At 72.0% G+C, this 19,314-nt stretch carries 14 protein-coding genes; 6 read left to right on the plus strand and 8 right to left on the minus strand.

The genetic code is table 11. From position 1 onward, the window contains the following. Positions 1-40 precede the first annotated feature (40 nt). From glgX to ACPEH2_RS05245, 4 genes are all read left to right on the plus strand, one after another. Positions 41-2,251 carry a glycogen debranching protein GlgX gene (glgX, locus tag ACPEH2_RS05230; RefSeq protein WP_366213688.1) on the plus strand — a complete coding sequence of 737 codons (2,211 nt, stop codon included), beginning with the start codon at positions 41-43 and terminating at the stop codon, positions 2,249-2,251. Beyond that, positions 2,251-4,599 (plus strand): malto-oligosyltrehalose synthase, encoded by a 2,349-nt coding sequence (gene treY, locus ACPEH2_RS05235; protein ID WP_423718373.1) that lies wholly within the window; start codon positions 2,251-2,253, stop codon positions 4,597-4,599. The genes glgX and treY overlap by 1 nt, the downstream gene beginning before the upstream one ends. Beyond that, a complete protein-coding gene (gene treZ / locus ACPEH2_RS05240) occupies positions 4,596-6,314 on the plus strand; it encodes a malto-oligosyltrehalose trehalohydrolase (protein ID WP_359920206.1) in 1,719 nt (572 codons plus the stop codon). The genes treY and treZ overlap by 4 nt, the downstream gene beginning before the upstream one ends. A 185-nt stretch (positions 6,315-6,499) precedes the next feature. Continuing rightward, positions 6,500-7,318, plus strand: a complete 819-nt coding sequence (locus tag ACPEH2_RS05245; protein ID WP_423718461.1) for a tryptophan-rich sensory protein — start codon at positions 6,500-6,502, stop codon at positions 7,316-7,318. 90 nt (positions 7,319-7,408) lie between these two features. Here the strand turns inward: ACPEH2_RS05245 and ACPEH2_RS05250 are convergent, their stop codons facing one another. The 4 genes from ACPEH2_RS05250 to ACPEH2_RS05265 all read right to left on the minus strand — a co-directional run bounded on the left by ACPEH2_RS05250 (position 7,409) and on the right by ACPEH2_RS05265 (position 9,929). Next, a complete protein-coding gene (locus tag ACPEH2_RS05250) occupies positions 7,409-8,134 on the minus strand; it encodes a glutamine amidotransferase-related protein (protein WP_423718374.1) in 726 nt (241 codons plus the stop codon). Between the two features lie 42 nt (positions 8,135-8,176). Then, entirely contained in the window at positions 8,177-8,899 is a 723-nt protein-coding gene (locus tag ACPEH2_RS05255; RefSeq protein ID WP_359920217.1) for a LysR substrate-binding domain-containing protein, read from the minus strand. Positions 8,900-8,924: 25 nt separating this feature from the next. After that, on the minus strand, positions 8,925-9,455 hold the full coding sequence (locus ACPEH2_RS05260) for a thermonuclease family protein (protein WP_423718376.1): 531 nt from the start codon (positions 9,453-9,455) through the stop codon (positions 8,925-8,927). Positions 9,456-9,521: 66 nt separating this feature from the next. Further along, on the minus strand, positions 9,522-9,929 hold the full coding sequence (locus ACPEH2_RS05265) for a transferase (RefSeq protein ID WP_064003742.1): 408 nt from the start codon (positions 9,927-9,929) through the stop codon (positions 9,522-9,524). A 96-nt stretch (positions 9,930-10,025) separates the two neighbouring features. On the opposite strand from ACPEH2_RS05265, the gene ACPEH2_RS05270 reads away from it, so the two are divergent. Together ACPEH2_RS05270 and ACPEH2_RS05275 are read left to right on the plus strand one after the other, a co-directional pair. Continuing rightward, positions 10,026-10,691, plus strand: coding sequence for a YitT family protein (locus tag ACPEH2_RS05270; RefSeq protein ID WP_423718377.1), 666 nt, complete (start codon positions 10,026-10,028; stop codon positions 10,689-10,691). Then, positions 10,691-10,990 carry a putative quinol monooxygenase gene (locus ACPEH2_RS05275; protein ID WP_423718378.1) on the plus strand — a complete coding sequence of 100 codons (300 nt, stop codon included), beginning with the start codon at positions 10,691-10,693 and terminating at the stop codon, positions 10,988-10,990. The genes ACPEH2_RS05270 and ACPEH2_RS05275 overlap by 1 nt, the downstream gene beginning before the upstream one ends. Before the next feature lie 7 nt (positions 10,991-10,997). Here the strand turns inward: ACPEH2_RS05275 and ACPEH2_RS05280 are convergent, their stop codons facing one another. The 4 genes from ACPEH2_RS05280 to ACPEH2_RS05295 form a co-directional block, all read right to left on the minus strand. Continuing rightward, complete coding sequence (locus tag ACPEH2_RS05280; protein ID WP_423718379.1) at positions 10,998-11,771, minus strand: DNA-formamidopyrimidine glycosylase family protein; 774 nt, start codon at positions 11,769-11,771, stop codon at positions 10,998-11,000. A gap of 9 nt (positions 11,772-11,780) precedes the next feature. Continuing rightward, positions 11,781-16,538 carry an ATP-dependent helicase gene (locus ACPEH2_RS05285; protein ID WP_423718380.1) on the minus strand — a complete coding sequence of 1,586 codons (4,758 nt, stop codon included), beginning with the start codon at positions 16,536-16,538 and terminating at the stop codon, positions 11,781-11,783. Positions 16,539-16,597: 59 nt separating this feature from the next. Beyond that, a complete protein-coding gene (locus tag ACPEH2_RS05290; protein ID WP_423718381.1) occupies positions 16,598-18,292 on the minus strand; it encodes an ABC-F family ATP-binding cassette domain-containing protein in 1,695 nt (564 codons plus the stop codon). A 285-nt stretch (positions 18,293-18,577) separates the two neighbouring features. Beyond that, positions 18,578-19,237, minus strand: coding sequence for an alpha/beta hydrolase (locus ACPEH2_RS05295; protein ID WP_359920230.1), 660 nt, complete (start codon positions 19,235-19,237; stop codon positions 18,578-18,580). Between the last annotated feature and the right edge of the window lie 77 nt (positions 19,238-19,314).

Consider the following 19,314-nt stretch of genomic DNA (forward strand, 5'->3'; position numbering starts at 1 on the left):
GCCTGGGTACTGTGGCCTTCCACCTAACACGGGAGTACGCATGCAGGTTTGGCCCGGTTCCGCTTACCCCCTGGGAGCGACCTTCGACGGCAATGGGACGAACTTCGCCCTGTTCAGCGAGGGCGCCGAGAAAGTCGAGCTCTGCCTGTTCGACGAGAGCGGTCAGGAGACCCGCGTCGAGCTCATCGACGTGGACGCGTTCGTCTGGCATGCCTACCTGCCGTCGGTGCAGCCGGGGCAGCGGTACGGCTACCGCGTGTACGGCCCGTACGACCCCGCCAACGGATGCCGCTTCAACCCGAACAAGCTCCTCCTCGACCCCTACGCCAAGGCCGTCGACGGCCAGGTCGAGTGGGGGCAGTCGGTGTTCAGCTACACGTTCGGCGACCCCGACTCGACCAACGACGAGGACTCGGCCGCAGCAAACATGAAAGGCGTCGTCGTCAACCCGTTCTTCGACTGGCAGGGTGACCGGCAGCCGAAGACCCCGTACGCCGAGACCGTCATCTACGAGGCGCACGTCAAGGGCCTCACGATGACGCACCCCGACATCCCCGAGGACATCCGCGGCACGTACAGCGCGATCGCGCACCCCGTCGTCATCGAGCACCTCAAGAAGATCGGCGTGACGGCGCTCGAACTCATGCCGGTGCACCAGTTCGTCAACGATTCGACGCTGCAGGAGAAGGGCCTCTCGAACTACTGGGGCTACAACACGATCGCCTTCTTCGCCCCGCAGAACACGTACTCGGCGGGCGGCGGCGTCGGCCAGCAGGTGCAGGAGTTCAAGGCGATGGTGCGGGCGCTGCACGCCGCGGGCATCGAGGTCATCCTCGACGTGGTCTACAACCACACCGCCGAGGGCAACCACATGGGCCCGACGCTGTCGATGCGCGGCATCGACAACATGGCGTACTACCGGCTCGAAGACGACGACAAGCGGTACTACACCGACTACACCGGCACGGGCAACAGCCTCAACGTCGGCAACCCGCACGCGCTGCAGCTGATCATGGACTCGCTGCGCTACTGGGTGCTCGAGATGCACGTCGACGGCTTCCGTTTCGACCTCGCCTCGACCCTCGCCCGCGAGTTCTACGACGTCGACCGCCTGTCGACGTTCTTCGAGCTCGTGCAGCAGGACCCGGTGGTCAGCCAGGTCAAGCTGATCGCCGAGCCGTGGGACATCGGCCCCGGCGGGTACCAGGTCGGCAACTTCCCCCCGCAGTGGACGGAGTGGAACGGCAAGTACCGCGACACCGTCCGCGACTTCTGGCGCGGCGAGCCCTCTACGCTCGGCGAGTTCGCGTTGCGCCTGACGGGGTCGGCCGACCTGTACGAGCAGGACGGGCGGTGGCCGGTGGCATCCATCAACTTCGTCACGGCGCACGACGGGTTCACGCTGCGCGACCTCGTGTCGTACAACGAGAAGCACAACGACGCCAACGGCGAGGACGGCAACGACGGCGAATCGCACAACCGCTCCTACAATCACGGCGTCGAGGGGCCGACCGACGATCCCGACATCCTGCGGGTGCGGGCGCGGCAGCAGCGGAACTTCCTCGCGACGCTGCTGCTGAGCCAGGGCGTGCCGATGATCGCGCACGGCGACGAGCTCGGCCGCACGCAGGGCGGCAACAACAACGGGTACGCGCAGGACAACGAGATCACCTGGATCGACTGGAGCTCCGTCGACCAGCCGCTCATCGAGTTCACCTCGGTGCTCGCTCGGTTGCGGCGCGACCACCCGACGTTCCGGCGTCGGCGGTTCTTCGACGGCCGACCGGTGCGCCGCGAGGAGGGGGCGCCGCTCCCCGACATCGCGTGGATCCGCCCCGACGGCTCCGAGATGCAGCCCGAGGACTGGGATTCCGGGTTCGGGCGCGCGGTCGGCGTGTTCCTCAACGGCGACGGCATCCGCGAACGCGACCGTCGCGGTGAGGAGATCCACGACCGGCACTTCTTCGTGTTCTTCAATGCGAGCGACGAGGACATCGACTTCACGGTGCCGACAGCGTCGGCGAGCCCCCGCTGGGAGGTGATCGTCGACACCGCCGGCGGTGCGGCAGACGCCCCCCTCGTCGACCCGGGCGGCACCGTCTCGGTCGGCGGTCGTGCGCTCGTCGTCCTGCGCGACCACGTCCAGGAGACCGTCGAGCCGGATCCGTCCGTCGCGGCCTCGCTCGCCGCCCTGACGGGCGCGATCGACGTGATCCCCGCTGAGGCGCCGCAGATCGAGCTGCCCCACTGATGACCGGGCGACGGAGCACTCCCCGGTCGACGTACCGGCTGCAGATCCGCAAGGCTTTCGACCTGGATGCCGCAGCCGAGCTCACCGACTATCTGCGCGACCTCGGCGTCGACTGGGCCTACCTGTCGCCGATCCTGCAGGCGACGAGCGGCTCGGACCACGGCTACGACGTGACCGATCCGACCGTCGTCGACCCCGAGCGGGGCGGCGCGGAGGGTCTGCAGCGGTTCGCCGACGCCGCTCGCGCGGCGGACCTCGGCATCCTCATCGACATCGTGCCGAACCATCAGGGCGTGTCCGCCCCGCGGGAGAACCCGTGGTGGTGGGACGTGCTGCGGCGCGGTCAGGACTCACCCCACGCGGCCGCGTTCGACGTCAACTGGGCGCTCGGCGGGCGGTTGCGGCTGCCGGTGCTGGGCCGTGAGCTCGAGCAGGCGATCGACGACGGCGAGATCGAGGTCGACTCCGCAGCGGGAGTCGTGCGGTACTTCGACCACGAGTTCCCGCTGGCCGACGGCACCGGTGAGGGCGACGTGCGCGACGTGCTCGCCCGGCAGCACTACGAACTGCTGTTCTGGCGGCGCGGCGACGCGGAGCTCAACTACCGGCGCTTCTTCGCCGTGACGACGCTCGCGGGGGTGCGCGTCGAGGACCCGGCGGTCTTCGACGCGTCGCACGTCGAGATCGTGCGGTGGATCCGCGAGGGCCTCGCCGACGGACTGCGGGTCGACCACCCCGACGGCCTGGCCGACCCGGGCGGATACCTCGACCTGTTGGCGGATGCGACCGGCGGCGCGTACGTGCTCGTCGAGAAGATCCTCGAGCACGGCGAGGAGCTGCCCGCGTGGTGGGCGACCGACGGCACGACCGGGTACGACGCGATGGCGGTGCTCGACCGTGTGCTGATCGATCCGGCCGGGGAGCAGGCGCTGACCGAGCTCGACGCCCGGCTGCGGGGCGGCCAGGACGCCGACTACGCCGACATGATGCACGAGGCGAAGCTCGCCTGGGCGACCGACGGGCTGCACGCCGAGGTGCTGCGGCTCGCGGCCCTCGTGCCCGCTGCCGAGCGCGGCGGAGCGTCGGACGAGCAGTGGCTCGACGCGCTCGCCGAGCTGCTCGCAGCCTTCCCGGTGTACCGCGCGTACCTGCCGGCGGGAACCGAGGAACTCGACGCGGCGGTCGCGCTGGCGTCGGGACGGCGCCCCGAGCTCGCCGCCGCCTTCGAGGCGATTGCGGCCCGGCTGGTCGCGGAGCCCGAGGCGGAGTTCACGCGACGGTTCATGCAGACGACCGGCCCCGTCATGGCGAAGGGCGTCGAGGACACGACCTTCTACCGGTTCACCCGGCTGGGCACGCTCACCGAGGTGGGCGGCGACCCGACCGAGTGGGCGGTGGATGCCGACGGGTTCCACGCGGCATCCGCTCACCGTCAGGCGGCGTGGCCCGCGGCGATGACGTCGCTGTCGACGCACGACACGAAGCGCAGCGAGGACGTGCGCGCGCGACTGTCGGTGCTGGCCGAGATGCCGGAGCGGTGGGCCGAGGTGCTCGGCGCGCTGCGCGAGGTCTCGTCCACGGGCGACGGACCGTTCGACAACCTTCTGTGGCAGGCGATCGTGGGGGCGTGGCCCGCGTCGCGCGAGCGGCTGCACGCGTACGCCGAGAAGGCGTCGCGCGAAGCCGGGAACAGCACGACGTGGTCGGAGCCCGACGAGGCGTTCGAAGAGAAGATGCACCACCTCGTCGACGCCGCGTTCGGCGACGCGCGGGCGATCGTCGAAGGGTTCGTCGACGAGATCGCGCCGCTCGGCCGGTCGAACTCGCTGTCGCTGAAGCTGCTGCAGCTGGCGGGACCGGGTGTGCCCGACGTGTACCAGGGCACCGAGCTGTGGGACCACTCACTCGTCGATCCCGACAATCGCCGCGAGGTCGACTTCGCAGAGCGTCGCCGGCTGCTCGCGCGTCTCGACGAGGGGTGGATGCCGCCCGTCGACGGCTCGGGCGCGGCGAAGCTGCTCGTGGTGTCGCGCGCGCTGCGGCTCAAGCGCGACCGCCCGGAGCTGTTCGCGCGGTACACGCCGATGACGGCGGCCGGGGAGGCGGCGGACCACGCGGTCGCGTTCGACCGCGGCGGGGCCGTCGCGGTGGCGACGCGTCTGCCCACCGGTCTCGCCGCGCGCGGCGGCTGGGGCGACACCGAGCTGCTGACGCGCACGGGTGCGATGGTCGACGTGCTGACCGGCCGACGTGTCGAGGGTGGGCGCGTGCGCCTGGCCGATCTGCTGGACAGTTATCCCGTCGCGCTGCTGGCGCCGGCGGATGTCATCGAGGGGAACGCATCGTGATCGAGGTCTGGGCTCCGCGGGTCGAGCGGGTGCGTCTGCGCCGTCCCGGGATGGACGACGTGGCGATGGTCGCGGCCGGCGACGGCTGGTGGCGTGCCGACGTCGTGCTCGCGGACGGCGACGAGTACGGCTTCGTGCTGGGCGACGGCGACGACCTGCGGCCGGATCCCCGGTCGCGGCGGCAGCCGCGCGGTGTGCACGAGGCGTCGGCGTGGTTCGACGCGGCATCCTTCTCGTGGACGGATGACGCGTGGACGGGGCGTCAGCTCGGTGGCGGGCTGATCTACGAGCTGCACCTGGGGACGTTCACACCCGAGGGAACGCTGGATGCCGCGATCGCCCGGTTCGACCACCTGATCGACATCGGCGTGACGCACATCGAGCTGCTGCCGGTGAACGCCTTCAACGGCACCCACAACTGGGGCTACGACGGCGTGCTGTGGTACGCCGTGCAGGAGACCTACGGCGGGCCGGCCGCGTATCAGCGGTTCGTGGATGCCGCGCACGCCGCGGGTCTCGCGGTCATCCAGGACGTCGTCTACAACCACCTGGGTCCGAGCGGAAACTACCTGCCGGAGTACGGGCCGTACCTGCGGGACGGGTCGCGGAACACGTGGGGCGACAGCCTGAACCTGGATGAGGCGGCCGTGCGGTCGTTCATCGTGGAGAACGCGCTGATGTGGATGCGGGACTTCCACGTCGACGGTCTGCGTCTGGACGCGGTGCACGCGCTGCACGAGTCGGGCGCGCAGCCGGTGCACATCCTGCAGGAGATCGCGGAGCGGACCGATGCACTGAGCGCGCACGTCGGGCGGCCGTTGACGCTGATCGCCGAGAGCGACATGAACGATCCGGTGATGTTCCTGCCGCGCGAGGCCGGCGGGTACGGTCTGACGGCGCAGTGGTCGGACGACTGGCATCACGCCGTGCACGTTGCTCTGACGGGCGAGACGGTGGGGTACTACGAGGACTTCGCCGATCCGGAAGCGCTGCCGAAGGTGTGGACGAAGGGCTTCTTCCACGACGGGACCTACTCGTCGTTCCGGGAGCGCGATCACGGCAAGCCGGTGCCCGACGAGTCGGCGTCGTGGCGGCTGGTGACGTACGCGCAGGACCACGACCAGATCGGCAACCGCGCGGCGGGCGACCGGTTGACGGCGACGCTGTCGACGGATCGGCTGGCGGTGGCCGCGGTGCTGACGCTGACCGCGCCGGGGACGCCGATGCTGTTCATGGGCGAGGAGTGGGGCGCGTCGACGCCGTGGCAGTTCTTCACCTCGCACCCCGAGCCCGAGCTCGCCGAGGCGACCGCGAAGGGACGCATCGAGGAGTTCGTGAAGATGGGTTGGGATGAGAGCATCGTGCCGCATCCGAACGAGCCCGCGACGTTCGAGCGGTCGAAGCTGGACTGGTCGGAGGTCGAGGTCGGTGATCACGCACGGTTGCTGGACCTGTACCGGCGGCTGGCCGAGCTGCGGCGTTCGCGCCCCGAGCTGACGCATCCGGGTCCCGGTGGGCGGGATGCCGAGGTGCTGCCGACGGCGTCGGGCAACCGGTACATGCTCCGCCGTGGTGGTGCCCGCGTGGTCGTGAACCTGTCGAGCGAGCCCTGGGACGTGCCGGGCGGCGACGTCTGGATCGCGTCGACCGACCCCGGTCGCGAGGGCGATCGACTCGTCGTCGCGCCGGACTCCGCGGTCGTCATCGGGGAGTAGGTCGGCGGGCGCCTACCTGCGCCGGATTCGGAGCATGTCCCCGGATTCGGATGCCAACCGCTGGTGTGGTCCGAATCCGGCGGGCACATCCGAATCCGTGACACCCGCGACCGCGCTGGGCGCCCCGGCATCCGACTGTCAAGAGCTCGCTGCGCCGCCGGGGCGCGACGTACCGTCGCGCCATGATGAGCTCCACCGCATCCCGCTCCTCCGACCTGACACGTCAGATCGTCGTCATCTCGGCGGTGACGTTCATGATCATCGCCGCGCTGTTCGGCTCGGGCGTCTTCGGCGGCACCCCGGTGCAGGATCTGCAGAACGGCGCGCTCTCCGCGACCTCGACCGTGCTCGCGCCGGCGAGCTCCGCGTTCTCGATCTGGAGCGTCATCTACACGTTCATGATCGCGTACACGGTCTGGCAGGCGCTGCCGTCGCAGCGGGGCAGCGATCGTCAGCGTCGCGTCGGCTACCCCATCGCCCTGACGGCCGTCCTCAACGGTCTGTGGCTGCTCGCGGCCCAGTACACGACGCTCCTGCTGACCGTCGTGACCATCGTCGCGCTCCTCGTCGCGCTCGGCTGGACCATGCGTCTCCTCGTCCTGAACCCGCCGCGGACGGTGGCCGAGACGTTCTTCACAGACGTCACCGTGGGGCTTCACCTCGGATGGGTGACGCTGGCGACGGTCGCCAACACGACAGCCTGGCTCACGACCGAGGTCGCCCCCGAGTCGTGGGGTCGGGCGGCGAACGCGTGGGGCGTCGCCGTCCTCATCGTCGTCGCCCTCATCGCCGCGGCCAGCGCGATCGGCACGGGCGGCCGCCTCGCCCCGGCCCTCGCCTCGGCGTGGGGCCTGCTCTGGATCGGCGTCGGCCGCACCGTGAGCGAGCCCCAGTCGACCCCGATCGCCATCGCGGCGTTCATCGCGGCCGCCGTCGTCGTGCTCGTCCCGATCGCGCTCTGGATCCGCGGACGCCGCGGCGAACTCGCCCTCGCCCGCGCCTGACGTCCGCACGACCCGTGGGGTCGGTGTCGCCTCACGCGGCTCGCGTGTGCACACCAGCACCACGCATCGTGCAGATGCCCGGCGACCGGGTCAGAACATGGCAGCGAAACGGCGCAACAGACGCTGCGGCTCGGCGAGGTCGGCCGACAGCACGAGCGCCGCGACGGCGTCGTACTCGTCCGCGTCGAAGTAGCCGTGGTTGCGGTAGATCGTCATCCGCTCGGTGAAGGCGACCCCGGTCGGCTCGGGGTGGAACTGCGTCGCGTACAGCCGCTCGCCCAGCCGGTACGCCTGCACCGGGCAGTCGTCGTTCGTGGCGAGCAGCACGGCATTCGCGGGCAACCGCGAGGTGCCCTCCTTGTGCGCCGTCAGCGCGCTGAACTCCTTTGCCAGGTCGCCGAACAGCGGATCGCGTCGACCGTCCTCGGTGAGACGGATGCCTGTGGGCCCCGTCCCCTCCGGGTAGTCCCGCGTCACCTCGCCGCCCAACGCGCGCGAGGCGACCCCGATCCCGAAGCACGTGAACAGCGCGGTCGTCCGGCCCGCCGCGGCAGCCTGCGCGACCGCACCGAGGCCCGCCTCGATCCGCCGCTGCTCCACCGGTTTCGTATCGGCGGGATCGGTCGTGTTGTACGGGCTCCCGCCGACCACGAACCCCCGCCACCGGGTGAACGCGTCGGCGGGCAGGTCGTCCTCGACGAGGTTCCACCGCTCGAGCCCGGTCTCGTCGACGCCCATCGCGTGCTGGAACGACGCGTACTCGCCGTCCGCGGCATCCACCTGCGGGCGCACGCAGAGGTAGACGAGCGGGGCCATCCGTCCAGTCTAAATGCCCGGTCGGAGGCCGAACGCCGTGTGTCAGCGGGACGAGTTGGCGGTGCGGCCCCGCACGATGCCCACGAACGCATCGACCAGCTCGGTCGTCCCGTCCGCCGGCCAAGCCAGGGCGACAGCGGATGCCGGGGCCCCCGCGAGCGGACGGAACGTCACGTCCTTGCGGTGATGCAGCCGTGCGAGGGACATCGGCACGACGACCATCCCGACGCCGGCGGCGACGGTCTCGATCGCCTCGCCCGTCGTCGCAGGTGCGGCGAAGCGGGGCGCCTCGGTTCCCGGCAGGTCGACGCCGAGCACATCGTCGCGCGGGACGATCCGCACCTCGCCGGCGAGGTCCTCGACGGTCAGCTCATCGGCAGCGGTCAGGTGCGAGTCCGCGGCGCACACGACGACCGTCGTCTCCTCGTACAGAGGGATGACGTGCAGCCCGTCGCGGTCGATGGGCAGCCGCACGATCGCGGCGTCGACATCGCCCCGCTCGAACGCCCCGCGCTGCTCCGCGACGAGCAGGGGGACGAGCTCGAGCGGCGTGCGCGGCATCCGCGTCTTCCAGGTGTCGATCCACTTCCCGGGGGTCGCGCCGGGCACGGCGCCCAACCGGAACGGTCCCGCGGGAGGTGCCGCGACGGTCGCCGGCTCCGGCACGGCCTTCGCGCGCGACTTCGGCTTCGCAGACGTCTTCGCCGAAGCCTTGCCCAGGCCGGGGCGGCCGCCCTTGCGCTGGGGTCCGCCGCGTGTCGCCATGCCTGTCAGCGTAGCCGCGCGGGTCTCAGCACGACCCCCAGCGGCCGAGACCGTCCGCCTCCGCGGTGCGCTGCGCGTCGGCGAACCGCGTCGCGTAGCGCGTGTTCGGAGGGATGCGGAGAGTCTCCGCGTGGCCCTCGGCGACGAGCGTCTCGTTCACGAACACCCCGTCGGGCGTCCAGAGGTAGCGCAGCGCACGGTCGTACCGGTCGACCGGCTCCCGGTCGGCGGTCGCCCAGACCCGGCTCCCGTCGGGGGCGAGTTCGCGCAGCCGGGCGGTCGCGGCATCCGCTCCGCACTCCGGTTCGGGCCGGGCCTCGGGGGTGTCGATGCCGATGAGGCGCACCCGCACCTCGCCGTCCGGCCCCCGTGCGGCGAGGGTGTCGCCGTCGACCACCCGTTCGACCGTGTAAGCGACCGCGCCCTCGGGAACACCCGCGCCCTCGGGAACACCAGCGGGCTCGGGCGCAGCGGACCACGCCACCCAGAGCCCGGCGAGCACCAGCATCCCGATCACGGCCGCCAGGGCGACACGACGCGACCGGGAAGTACTCACCCGCCGAGGCTAACCCGCGGCACGGACAACGACCCGACCGGGTGAGGGTCGGGTCGTCCGATCAGGTCAGGCCGCCAGTCGCAGCCCGCGACGGTCGGTCGCGACACGCTCGCCGTCGCCGATGCTCTCGTCGTCGCCGATCAGCGACTCGTTCGCCACACGGGCGCCCGCCCCGACGAAGCAGCGCACGCCGATCTTCGCGCCCGCGCCGATCACGGCGCCCGGGCCGATGTGCGCGTGCGGCGCGATCTCGGCGTTCGGGCCGATCATGGCATCGGGTTCGATCCAGACGCCGCGTCCGATCCGCGCCCCGGCCGCGATCTGCGCTCCCGGTTCGACGTAGGCGCCCGCTTCGACGACCGCGCTCGGGTGCACCTTGGCGCCGTTCGCGATCAAGCCACGTCCGTTGGCATGCTTGCGGTAGCGCAGCGTCTCGCCTCGGTCGTTCTCGATGTCGATGTAGTTCTTGCCCACGGGTCCTCCTCGACGGATACAACGTCCCACAAGGCATTTCATTCCCCTGAGACCACCGAAATCATGGGGTTGACCAGGGCTGGGTAACCTGATTCGGTGACCGCGCCCGCAGACCCGATCGACGCCGCCGCTCCCGAGACCGGTCCGTCGCTCGTGTTCGAGCAGAAAGCCGCTCCGCATTCATGGCTCGACGACGTCGTGGGATTGGCGACGGGCACTTTCACCGTCTCGCTCGGCCTGTTCCTGCTGCACCTCAGCACCGCGGTCACCGGCGGAACCGCGGGCCTTTCGCTCTTGCTGAATTATGCGGTCTCGTGGCCCTTCTGGGCCTTGTTCGCGGTGGTCAACCTGCCCTTCGGTGTCCTCGCCGTCTGGAAGCGCGGCTGGGACTTCGCGCTCCGCACCCTGGTCTGCATCGGCGCCGTCTCGGGGTTCTCGGTGCTCATCGAGCACTTCTTCGTCGTCGAGCGCATCGACCCGATCTTCGGCACCGTCGCCGGGAACCTCCTCGCCGGCATCGGGCTGCTCATCGTCTTCCGCCACGGCGCCAGCCTCGGCGGCGTCAACGTCGTGGCGTTGATCGTCCAGGATGCGACCGGCATCCGCGTCGGGTGGACCATGATGGTCTTCGATGTCCTCGTCATCCTGCTCGCCCTCCTCGTGGTCCCGTGGCCGAACGTCCTGCTCAGCGCTGCGGGGGCCGTCGTGCTGAATCTCGTGCTCGCCCTCAACCACCGGCCCGGCCGGTACATCGGTCACTGATGGTCGACATCGGAGGCGTCCGTCTGTCGGGCCGCATGATCTGCCACACGCAGGAAGAAGCGGATGCCGTGCGTCGCCACGTCGACGCGCACATCGAGCGCACGCGGGCCGAGCCCGGATGCCTGCTGTTCGAGATCACCCCGCTCGGCGGGGGTCGCGCCTGGTCGGTCGAGGAGCTCTTCACCGACGCGCAGGCGTTCCGCGCCCACCAGCGTCGCACGGCGGAGAGCGAGTGGGGCCGCGCGACGGCGGGCATCGAACGCCGCTACCGCATCGAGGGGCTGCCGCCCGAGGAGTGAGCCTCTGTCACGGCTGGCAGACGGGACACCAGAAGACGATCCGCTCGCTCGTGGCGCGCGCCCCGAGCTCGGACCCCTGGATGAGCGTGCCGCACCGGCGGCACGGCTTGCCGCCGCGTCCGTAGACCCACGTCTGCTTGCCGGGTCGGTTGTCGCCGGTGAACGTCCGCCCTTGCCGGTCGCGGTTCGCGCGGATCATCCGCACCCCGGTGTCGATGAGACCCGCCACGTCGACCTCGCGGGCGAGGGCGGTGGGACGGATGCCGCGCACGAACAGCAGCTCGTTGGCGTACTCGTTGCCGAACCCGGCCACGTTCCGCTGGTCGAGCAGCGCGACGTGGATCGCCCGCTCGTCGGCGGCGACCCGGCGCACCGCCTCGGCGGCATCCCAGTCGGCGGACAGGGGATCCGGCCCCAGGTGCCCGACGACGCGGCCCTCGTCGGCGGTCGGCAGGACCTCGACCAGGGCGAGCTCGAAACCGACGGCATCCGCGGGTCTGGTGCCGACGATCGCCCGCGCCTGGAACGCGGGCGCGCGCCACTTCTGCCCGGGCCGGTAGACGTGCCAGCGGCCCTCCATCTTGAGGTGCGAGTGCAGGGTCTGTGTGCCGATGCGCATGAGCAGGTGCTTGCCGCGGGGGACGACCTCGCGCACGGTCTCGCCGCGCAGGTCGACGGTCGCGCTGCGCGGCACCCGCACCTCGAAACGGGTCACCTCGTGGCCGGCGAGTGCCTCGTGCAGCTTCCGCGCGGCGCGGAAGACGGTGTCGCCCTCGGGCATGCGGCCTCCCTACGCTCGCTGCGGCTCGCGAGCTCCGCGCCGCAGCGTGAGGCCCTTCGGCGATTCGACGAACCCGGCGTCGCGCAGGGCGCGGCCCGCGGCGGTCGTATAGACGAACGCGCCGCTGACCTGCTCGATCGTGAGGGTGTCGAGTTTCCGCGCGCGGGCGGTGTCGACGAGGCTGCGGGCGGCGGCGGCGAGGATCTCCTCGTCGTCGGTGAAGGCCAGCGCCGTGCGCCCGCCGCGCTCGAGGTACAGCACGAGGGCGCCGTCCACGAGCACGACGAGCCCGCCCGCCTTGCGCCCGGGCCGGTGGTTCACACCCTCGAGCGCGGGCCAGGTGAGCGCCGCACCGTACGGGTTCGCCGGGTCGGTCGCGGCGAGCGTCCGCGCGGTGAGCGGCGCGGGCTCGGGCACCGACGCGAACTCGCGCAACCGGTCGACGGTGGCGGACGTCGCGAACTGGGCGGCGCCCAGCTTCTCGACGAAGTAGCCGCGGCGGCAGTGCCCGGCATCCTCGAATCCGGCGAGGATCCGGTAGACCTGCGCGAACCCGCCGGGCACGCCCTCGGACTGCACCGAGCCGCGCGTGACGACGCCGTAGCGCTCGAGCAGCAGACCGGCCGTCGCCGTCGCCCGCAGCGTCGCGTCGGTGTCGGGCGTCGGCAGCAGCGACCACCGCCCGCCCACCATCGCGGGACGCTGCGGTGCGGGACGTGCGGCGGCCGCGATCGGCGTGCCGCGGAACATGCGGCTGCGCGGTGTGCGCCGGGTCACGCGGTGGGCCTGCGACCCCCCGCCGAGGAGCCCGCGGACCGGGGCGAACGTGTCGTTCGTCACCCGCCCCGACCAGGTCAGGTTCCACAGCGCGTCGATGACGGACTGCTCGTTCGGCGCCTCGACCATGCCGGCGAGCTGGCCCGCGAAGTACGCGCCGCCCGCGCTGAGCGCGTCGAGGATCGACTGCTCGAACGGCGTGGGCTCGTCCTCGGGCACCTGCAGGGTGAGGGATGCCGCATCCGCGGGGTGCAGGGCGATCCAGCCGTCCCGACCGGGCAGTGAGCCGTGACCCGACCACAGCACCTCGCCGGTCGCGGTGAGCTCGTCGAGCAGCGCGGGGGAGTAGTCGCGGACGCGCGAGGGGAGGATGAGCGACTCCCACGCGCTCGCCGGCAGCGGCACACCCGCCAGCTGTTCGACGACCGCGAGCACGCCGTCGACCCCCTCGAGCGGACGCGTCAGATGCTGCCAGACCGGCAGGAAGCGGCCGAGCGCGTCGGGGGCGACGGGTTCGACGCTGCCGCGGATCGCGGCGAGCGACCGCATCCGGATCCGGCGCAGCACCTCGCTGTCGCACCACTCCAGGTCGTCGGTGTGCGCGGAGTCGGCGGGCAGGAAGAATCCGCTCGCCAGGCGCCCCTGCGCTTCGAGTCGCTGCAGCGTCTGGCGCGCGACCGCACCGCCGACGCCGAGGCGGGTCGCGACGTCGGAGGTGCGGAACGGGCCGTGCGTGCGCGCGTAGCGGGCGACGAGGTCGGCGAGCGGATCGGCGACGGATTCGAGGAAGGCGGTCGGGATGCCGACGGGCAGCGCCGCCCCGAGGGCGTCGCGCAGGCGGCCCGCGTCCTCGATGCCCGCGACGCGTGCGACGCCGCCGAACGTGACGCGGATCGCCCGGCGTGCCTCGACGAGCTCGTCGAGGAGCGCGGCGGCGTCGGCTTCGGTCGCGGCCGGCGCCGGCGCGTCGGGATCGACGGACGCTCCCTCGAGCCGCTCGGCGACCTCGGCGGCCGAGAGCGGACCGAGCAGACGCAGCAGGTCGGCGACACCCTCGACGCCGCGCACCCGCCGCGTCGGGTCGAGCCGCTGCAGTTCGCGCTCGTACTGCTCGATGACCCCCGGGTCGAGCAGCTCGCGCATCTCGATCTTGCCGAGCAGCTCGCTCAGCAGCGCCGGATCGACCGAGAGCGCGGCGGCGCGACGCTCGGCGAGGGGCGATTCGCCCTCGTACATGAACGCCCCGACATATCCGAAGAGCAGGTCGCGCGCGTACGGCGACGGCGAGCTGGTCGTCGTCTCGACGAGACGGATGCGGCGGTCCGCGATGCTCCGCGCGATGCGGAGAAGGGCGGGCAGGTCGTAGACGTCCTGCAGCACCTCGCGCAGGGTCTCGAGGATGATCGGGAAGGTCGGATGCTCCTTCGCGACCTCGAGCAGTTGCGCGGAGCGCTGCCGCTGCTGCCAGAGCGGCGATCGCTTGTTCGGGTTGAGGCGCGGCAGGAGGAGGGCACGGGCGGCGCACTCGCGGAAGCGCGAGGCGAACAGCGCGGAGCCGCCGACCTCGGAGGTCACGAGCTGCTCGAGCTCGTCGGCGTCGAAGACGAAGAGCTCTGCGCCCGGCGGCTCGGCATCGGTGTCGGGCACGCGCGCGATGATCCCGTCGTCGCTGGCGACGGCGGCGCCCTCGACGCCGAGACGCTCGCGGATGCGCGCGTTCACGGCCAGCGCCCACGGGGCGTGCACGTGCATGCCGTACGGGGAATGGAGGATGACGCGCCAGTCGCCGACCTCGTCGCGCGACCGCTCGACGGTCAGTGTCTTGTCGGTCGGCAGGCTGCCCGTGGCCTCGCGCTGCTCGCCGATGTAGGCGAGCAGGTTGCCGATCGCGTTGTCGTCGAGGCCGGACTCGCGCAGCCGCTCGGTCGCCTTCTCGGGCTTCGCCGTCGACAGCTCGCGCGAGAACTTGCCGAGCGCTTCGCCGAGCTCGGCGGGGCGGCCGAGGCCGTCGCCGTGCCAGAACGGCAGCTTGCCCGGCTGCCCGTACGCGGGCAGGACGTTGACGCGGTCGTGGGTGATCTCGACGATGCGCCAGCTCGTCGTGCCGAGGGTGAAGACGTCGCCGACGCGCGATTCGTAGACCATCTCCTCGTCGAGTTCTCCGACGCGGGCGTTGCGGGCCTCGCCCGAGATGAAGACGCCGAACAGCCCCCGGTCGGGGATCGTGCCGCCGCTGGTGACGGCGATGCGCTGCGCACCGGGCCGCCCGGTGATGGTGCCGGCATCCCGATCCCACACGACGCGGGGGCGCAGTTCGGCGAACGCGTCGGACGGATAGCGCCCTGCGAGCAGGTCGAGCGTCGCCTCATAGGCCGAGCGCGGCAGCGAACGGAACGGGGCCGACCGCTTGACCGTCTCGAACCACCCCTCGACGTCGAGGACGGCCACGGCGGAGGCGGCGATCGTCTGCTGGGCGAGGATGTCGAGCGGGTTCTGCGGCACCGAGATCGCCTCGATCTGGCCCGCCAGCATCCGCTCGGTCACGACCGCGGTGTGCAGGACGTCGCCGCGGTGCTTGGGAAAGAGCGCGGCTCGGCTGACCTCGCCGACCTGGTGGCCCGCGCGCCCGACGCGCTGCAGACCGGAGGCCGCCGAGGGCGGCGCCTCGACCTGGATGACGAGGTCGACGGCGCCCATGTCGATGCCGAGCTCGAGGCTGCTCGTCGCGACGACGCAGCGCAGCGCACCCGACTTCAGCTCGTCCTCGACCTGCGCGCGCTGCTCCTTCGACACCGAGCCGTGGTGCGCCTTCGCGAGGATCGCCTCGACGCCGGCCGAGGCCCCCGCCTGCGCCGCCCTGACCGCTCCTCCAGACGTCGCATTCGCGACGCCCGGAGCCTCTGCTCCCGGGACCCTCATCGCGGCCGGAACCGTCGGGTCGGGCACGTCGATGCCGACGCGCTCGGCGTAGATCTCGTTCAGTCGGCCGGTCAGCCGTTCGGCGAGCCGGCGCGAGTTCGAGAACACGATCGTCGAGCGGTGCGCGAGGATGCGGTCGACGATCGCCTCTTCGACGTGCGGCCAGACCGACCCCGTCATCTCGGACGACTGCGGCGGCGTGTACCAGTTGCCGCCGTCGCCGTCGCCGTCATCGTCGTCATCGGTCGCGACGGGCGCCTCCTCCTCGGGCGCACCCGGCGGCGGGGGCGGGTTCGTGAGGTCGTCGATCGGGACGACCACCGAGAGGTCGAAGGCCTTGCTCCCCTTCGGCGCGACGATGTCCACCGGAGCCGCGCCGCCGAGGAACCGGGCGACCTCGTCGATCGGACGCACCGTCGCCGACAGTCCGATGCGCTGCGCCGGGGTGTCGAGCAGGGCGTCGAGCCGCTCGAGACTGACGGCGAGGTGGGCGCCGCGCTTCGTCGCGGCCACGGCGTGGACCTCGTCCACGATGACGGTGTGGATGCCGCGCAGCGTCTCGGCCGCCTGCGAGGTCAGCATGAGGTACAGCGACTCGGGCGTCGTGATGAGGATGTCCGGCGGATCCGCGAGCAGGCGGCGCCGGTCGGCGGAGGGCGTGTCGCCGGATCGGACGCCGACCGTGACGTCGGGCGCCGGCATCCCCAGCCGCCGGGCCGACTGGCCGATGCCTACCAGCGGGGAACGGAGGTTGCGCTCGACGTCGACGCCGAGCGCTTTGAGTGGGGAGACGTAGAGGACGCGTGTACGGGGGGAAGCGGCATCCGCTCGCTTCTTCGTCGGCTTCGCGTCTTGCCTCGGCGCCTCGGCGACACGGTCGCGGAAGATGCGGTCGAGGGCCCACAGGAATGCCGACAGCGTCTTGCCCGAGCCGGTGGGCGCGACGACGAGGGCGTGCTTGCCCGCCGAGATCGCCTGCCAGGCGCCGGCCTGCGCCGCGGTCGGGGCGTGGAAGGCGCCGCGGAACCAGTCCTGCGTCGCAGGACTGAAGCGCTCGAGCACGTCCGCCATGCTCCTATCATCACGCGGACCACCGACATCGGGCCGGGGCTTGCGCCCCGGCCCGCGCGTCAGAGCTCCGTCATCCGGCCGTCCCGCAGTTCCAGCGTGAGGTCGGGACCGATCCGCTCGAGGAACACGTCGTCGTGGCTGACCACGAGCACGGCGCCCCGATACGCCGAGACGGCGTCGACGAGCTGGTCGACCGTGTCGAGGTCGAGGTTGTTCGTCGGCTCGTCCAGCACCACGAGGTGCGGCGCCGGATCGGCGAGCAGCAGCCGGGCGAGTGCGACGCGGAACCGCTCGCCGCCCGACAGCGCCGATACCGGCCGCAGCACCGTGTCGCCGCGGATGAGGAACCGGGCCAGCCGGTTCCGCAGCTCGGCGTCGCCGACCCCGGGCGCTCCGGCGCGGACGTTCGCCAGCACCGACGCGGCCTCGTCGAGCCCGTCGACCCGCTGCGACAGGTATCCGATCCGGTCGGTGTGCGCCTCGGCGGTGACGTCGTGATGTGCCGAGTGCAGGGCCGAAGCTGCATCCGACCCCGTCTCGCCCCCTTCGCCGCCGGCTGAACCTGCATTCGGCACAGAAAGCGCCCGACCGGGGATCCCGACCGCCCCCGCCGAGGCGACGAGCCGTTCGAGCAGCGTCGTCTTGCCCGCGCCGTTCGGCCCCACGAGCGCCACGCGCTCGGGCCCCTGGATGGTCCAGGAGCGCTCGCCGTCGCCGATCGTCGCGATGCGCCGACCGGTGCCGACGCCGGGGTCGGGCAGGTCGATGTGCACGGTGTCGTCGTCGCGCACGCGTCGGCCGGCGGTGTCGACGGCCGCCCGGGCGGCCGCGACCTTCTCGTTCGCCTCGACGCGGAGCTTGCCCGCGGTGACCTCGGCGGAGCGCTTCATGGCGCCCAGCACGATCTTCGGCGCCGCTTTCTTCGCGGCGAGCTTCTTGCCGTGCGCGTTCCGCATGGCGATCGCCGACTCGACCTGCTGCCGGTCGCGCTTCTCGCGCCGGAGCAGCTGCCGAGCGGCGGTCTCGGCCTGCACGGCCGCGGCCTGCTCGGTGTCGAGCCACGCCTTCCATGCGGAGTATGGGCCGCCGAACACCGAGAGCTCATGCTCGTGGAGTTCGGCGGTGTCGTCGAGCTCCTCGAGCAGCGCGACGTCGTGGCTGACCACGATCAGGGTGCCGCGCCACGTGCGCACGAGTTCGTGCACCCGCGCCCGCGCGTCGCGGTCGAGGTTGTTCGTCGGCTCGTCCAGCAGCGCGATCTCGGCGCCGCGCAGCCGCACGCCGACGAGCGCGGCGAGCACCGCCTCGCCGCCCGACAGCTCGCCGACACGGCGGTCGAGCGCCCCGTCGGGCAGGCCGACCTCGGCGAGGGCCGCCGTCGCACGTGCTTCGACGTCCCAGTCGTCGCCGACGGTGTCGAAGTGCCGCTCGTCGACGTCGCCGCGCTCGATCGCCCGGACGGCGTCGAGCACCGGCGCGATCCCGAGCACGTCGGCGACGCGGCGTCCGGTGTCGAGCGTGAGCTGCTGCGGCAGCAGGTCCACGCGTCCGGCCGTCGAGATGGACCCGGATGCCGGGACGAGGGTCCCCGCGATGAGCTTCAGCAGCGTCGACTTGCCGCTGCCGTTTCGCCCGACCAGGCCGGTGCGGCCGCCGCCGAAGGCGCCGGACACGTCGCTCAGCGCGACGGTGCCGTCGGGCCAGGCGTAGGTGACGCGGTCGAGGGTGACCGCGGAGGTGAGAGTGGTGGGCATGAGCGCCTCCCTGTGATGGGGGTGCGCGGACGCCGGCGTCGACGATACGGAGGCAGCGCTTCATGCATCCGGGCAGCACGAGGTGCTGCGGTCGAAGGGGGACGGTCCGCGCCGGTCGGTGAATCGATCACCGGGCGGACCGTCGGAATCGTCCTCGAGGAGGGTCGACGGGTCAGCGCGGGATCACAGCGCGATCGCGTCGATTGCCTTCAACGGCTCTTCCTCACACTCGGGACAGGGACCGGACCATGGTAGCCGCGACGACGAGCGGATGCCAGGGGCCGATCAGCCCGCGCGCTTCGCGAGCTGCTTCTCGAGGAACACCCGCACGTCGCCGAGCTCCTCCTCCGAGACGCTGTGCGCCAGGTTCGGGTACACGCGTCCGCTGAGCTCGACGTGGCCCGGCAGCCACTGCGCCGTGTGGTCGACGAACCGCGGCGGGATGACCTCGTCGCGCGCGCCGCGCCCCCAGAACACCGGCGGGCGCACCTCGGCGAGCTCGGCGTCGCCGGGATGCGGCTCGGGGAACGCGTAGCCCGCGAGGTTCACCGCGAACGCCGCGTCGCGGGGCCGCATCCGCAGCATCTGCAGCGCGATCACGCCGCCCTGCGAGAAGCCGAGGAGACCAACGGATGCCGCGTCCCCTCGCACCTCGTCGACCCAGTCCCAGACCGCCTCGGCACTGGCGAGCACCTCGCCGTGGTCGCGGCTCTCGACGCCATCGATCGTGAACCACGAGTACCCGGGCATCGGGAACCGGGGGGCGAGCGGGGCCCGCACGGCGGCGACGACGAACGCGGAGGGCAGGTGCGGCACGAGCCCGAACAGGTCGCCCTCGTGCGAGCCGTACCCGTGCAGCAGCACGAGCAGCGGGCGGTCGCCGCGCTCCTCGGCGGGCGCGGACCACAGGACGACATCGGGATCGAGCGGTGAGGCGGCGGCCATGCGTCCATCCTGCACCAGGGCGCCGACACCGCTCCGGCGGCACCGGCGCACGAGCCGGGCGGCGCGGCATCCGCTCG

Origin of the sequence: Microbacterium sp. NPDC064942, assembly GCF_049545525.1 — a bacterium.
Taxonomy (GTDB): domain Bacteria; phylum Actinomycetota; class Actinomycetes; order Actinomycetales; family Microbacteriaceae; genus Microbacterium; species Microbacterium gawkjiense.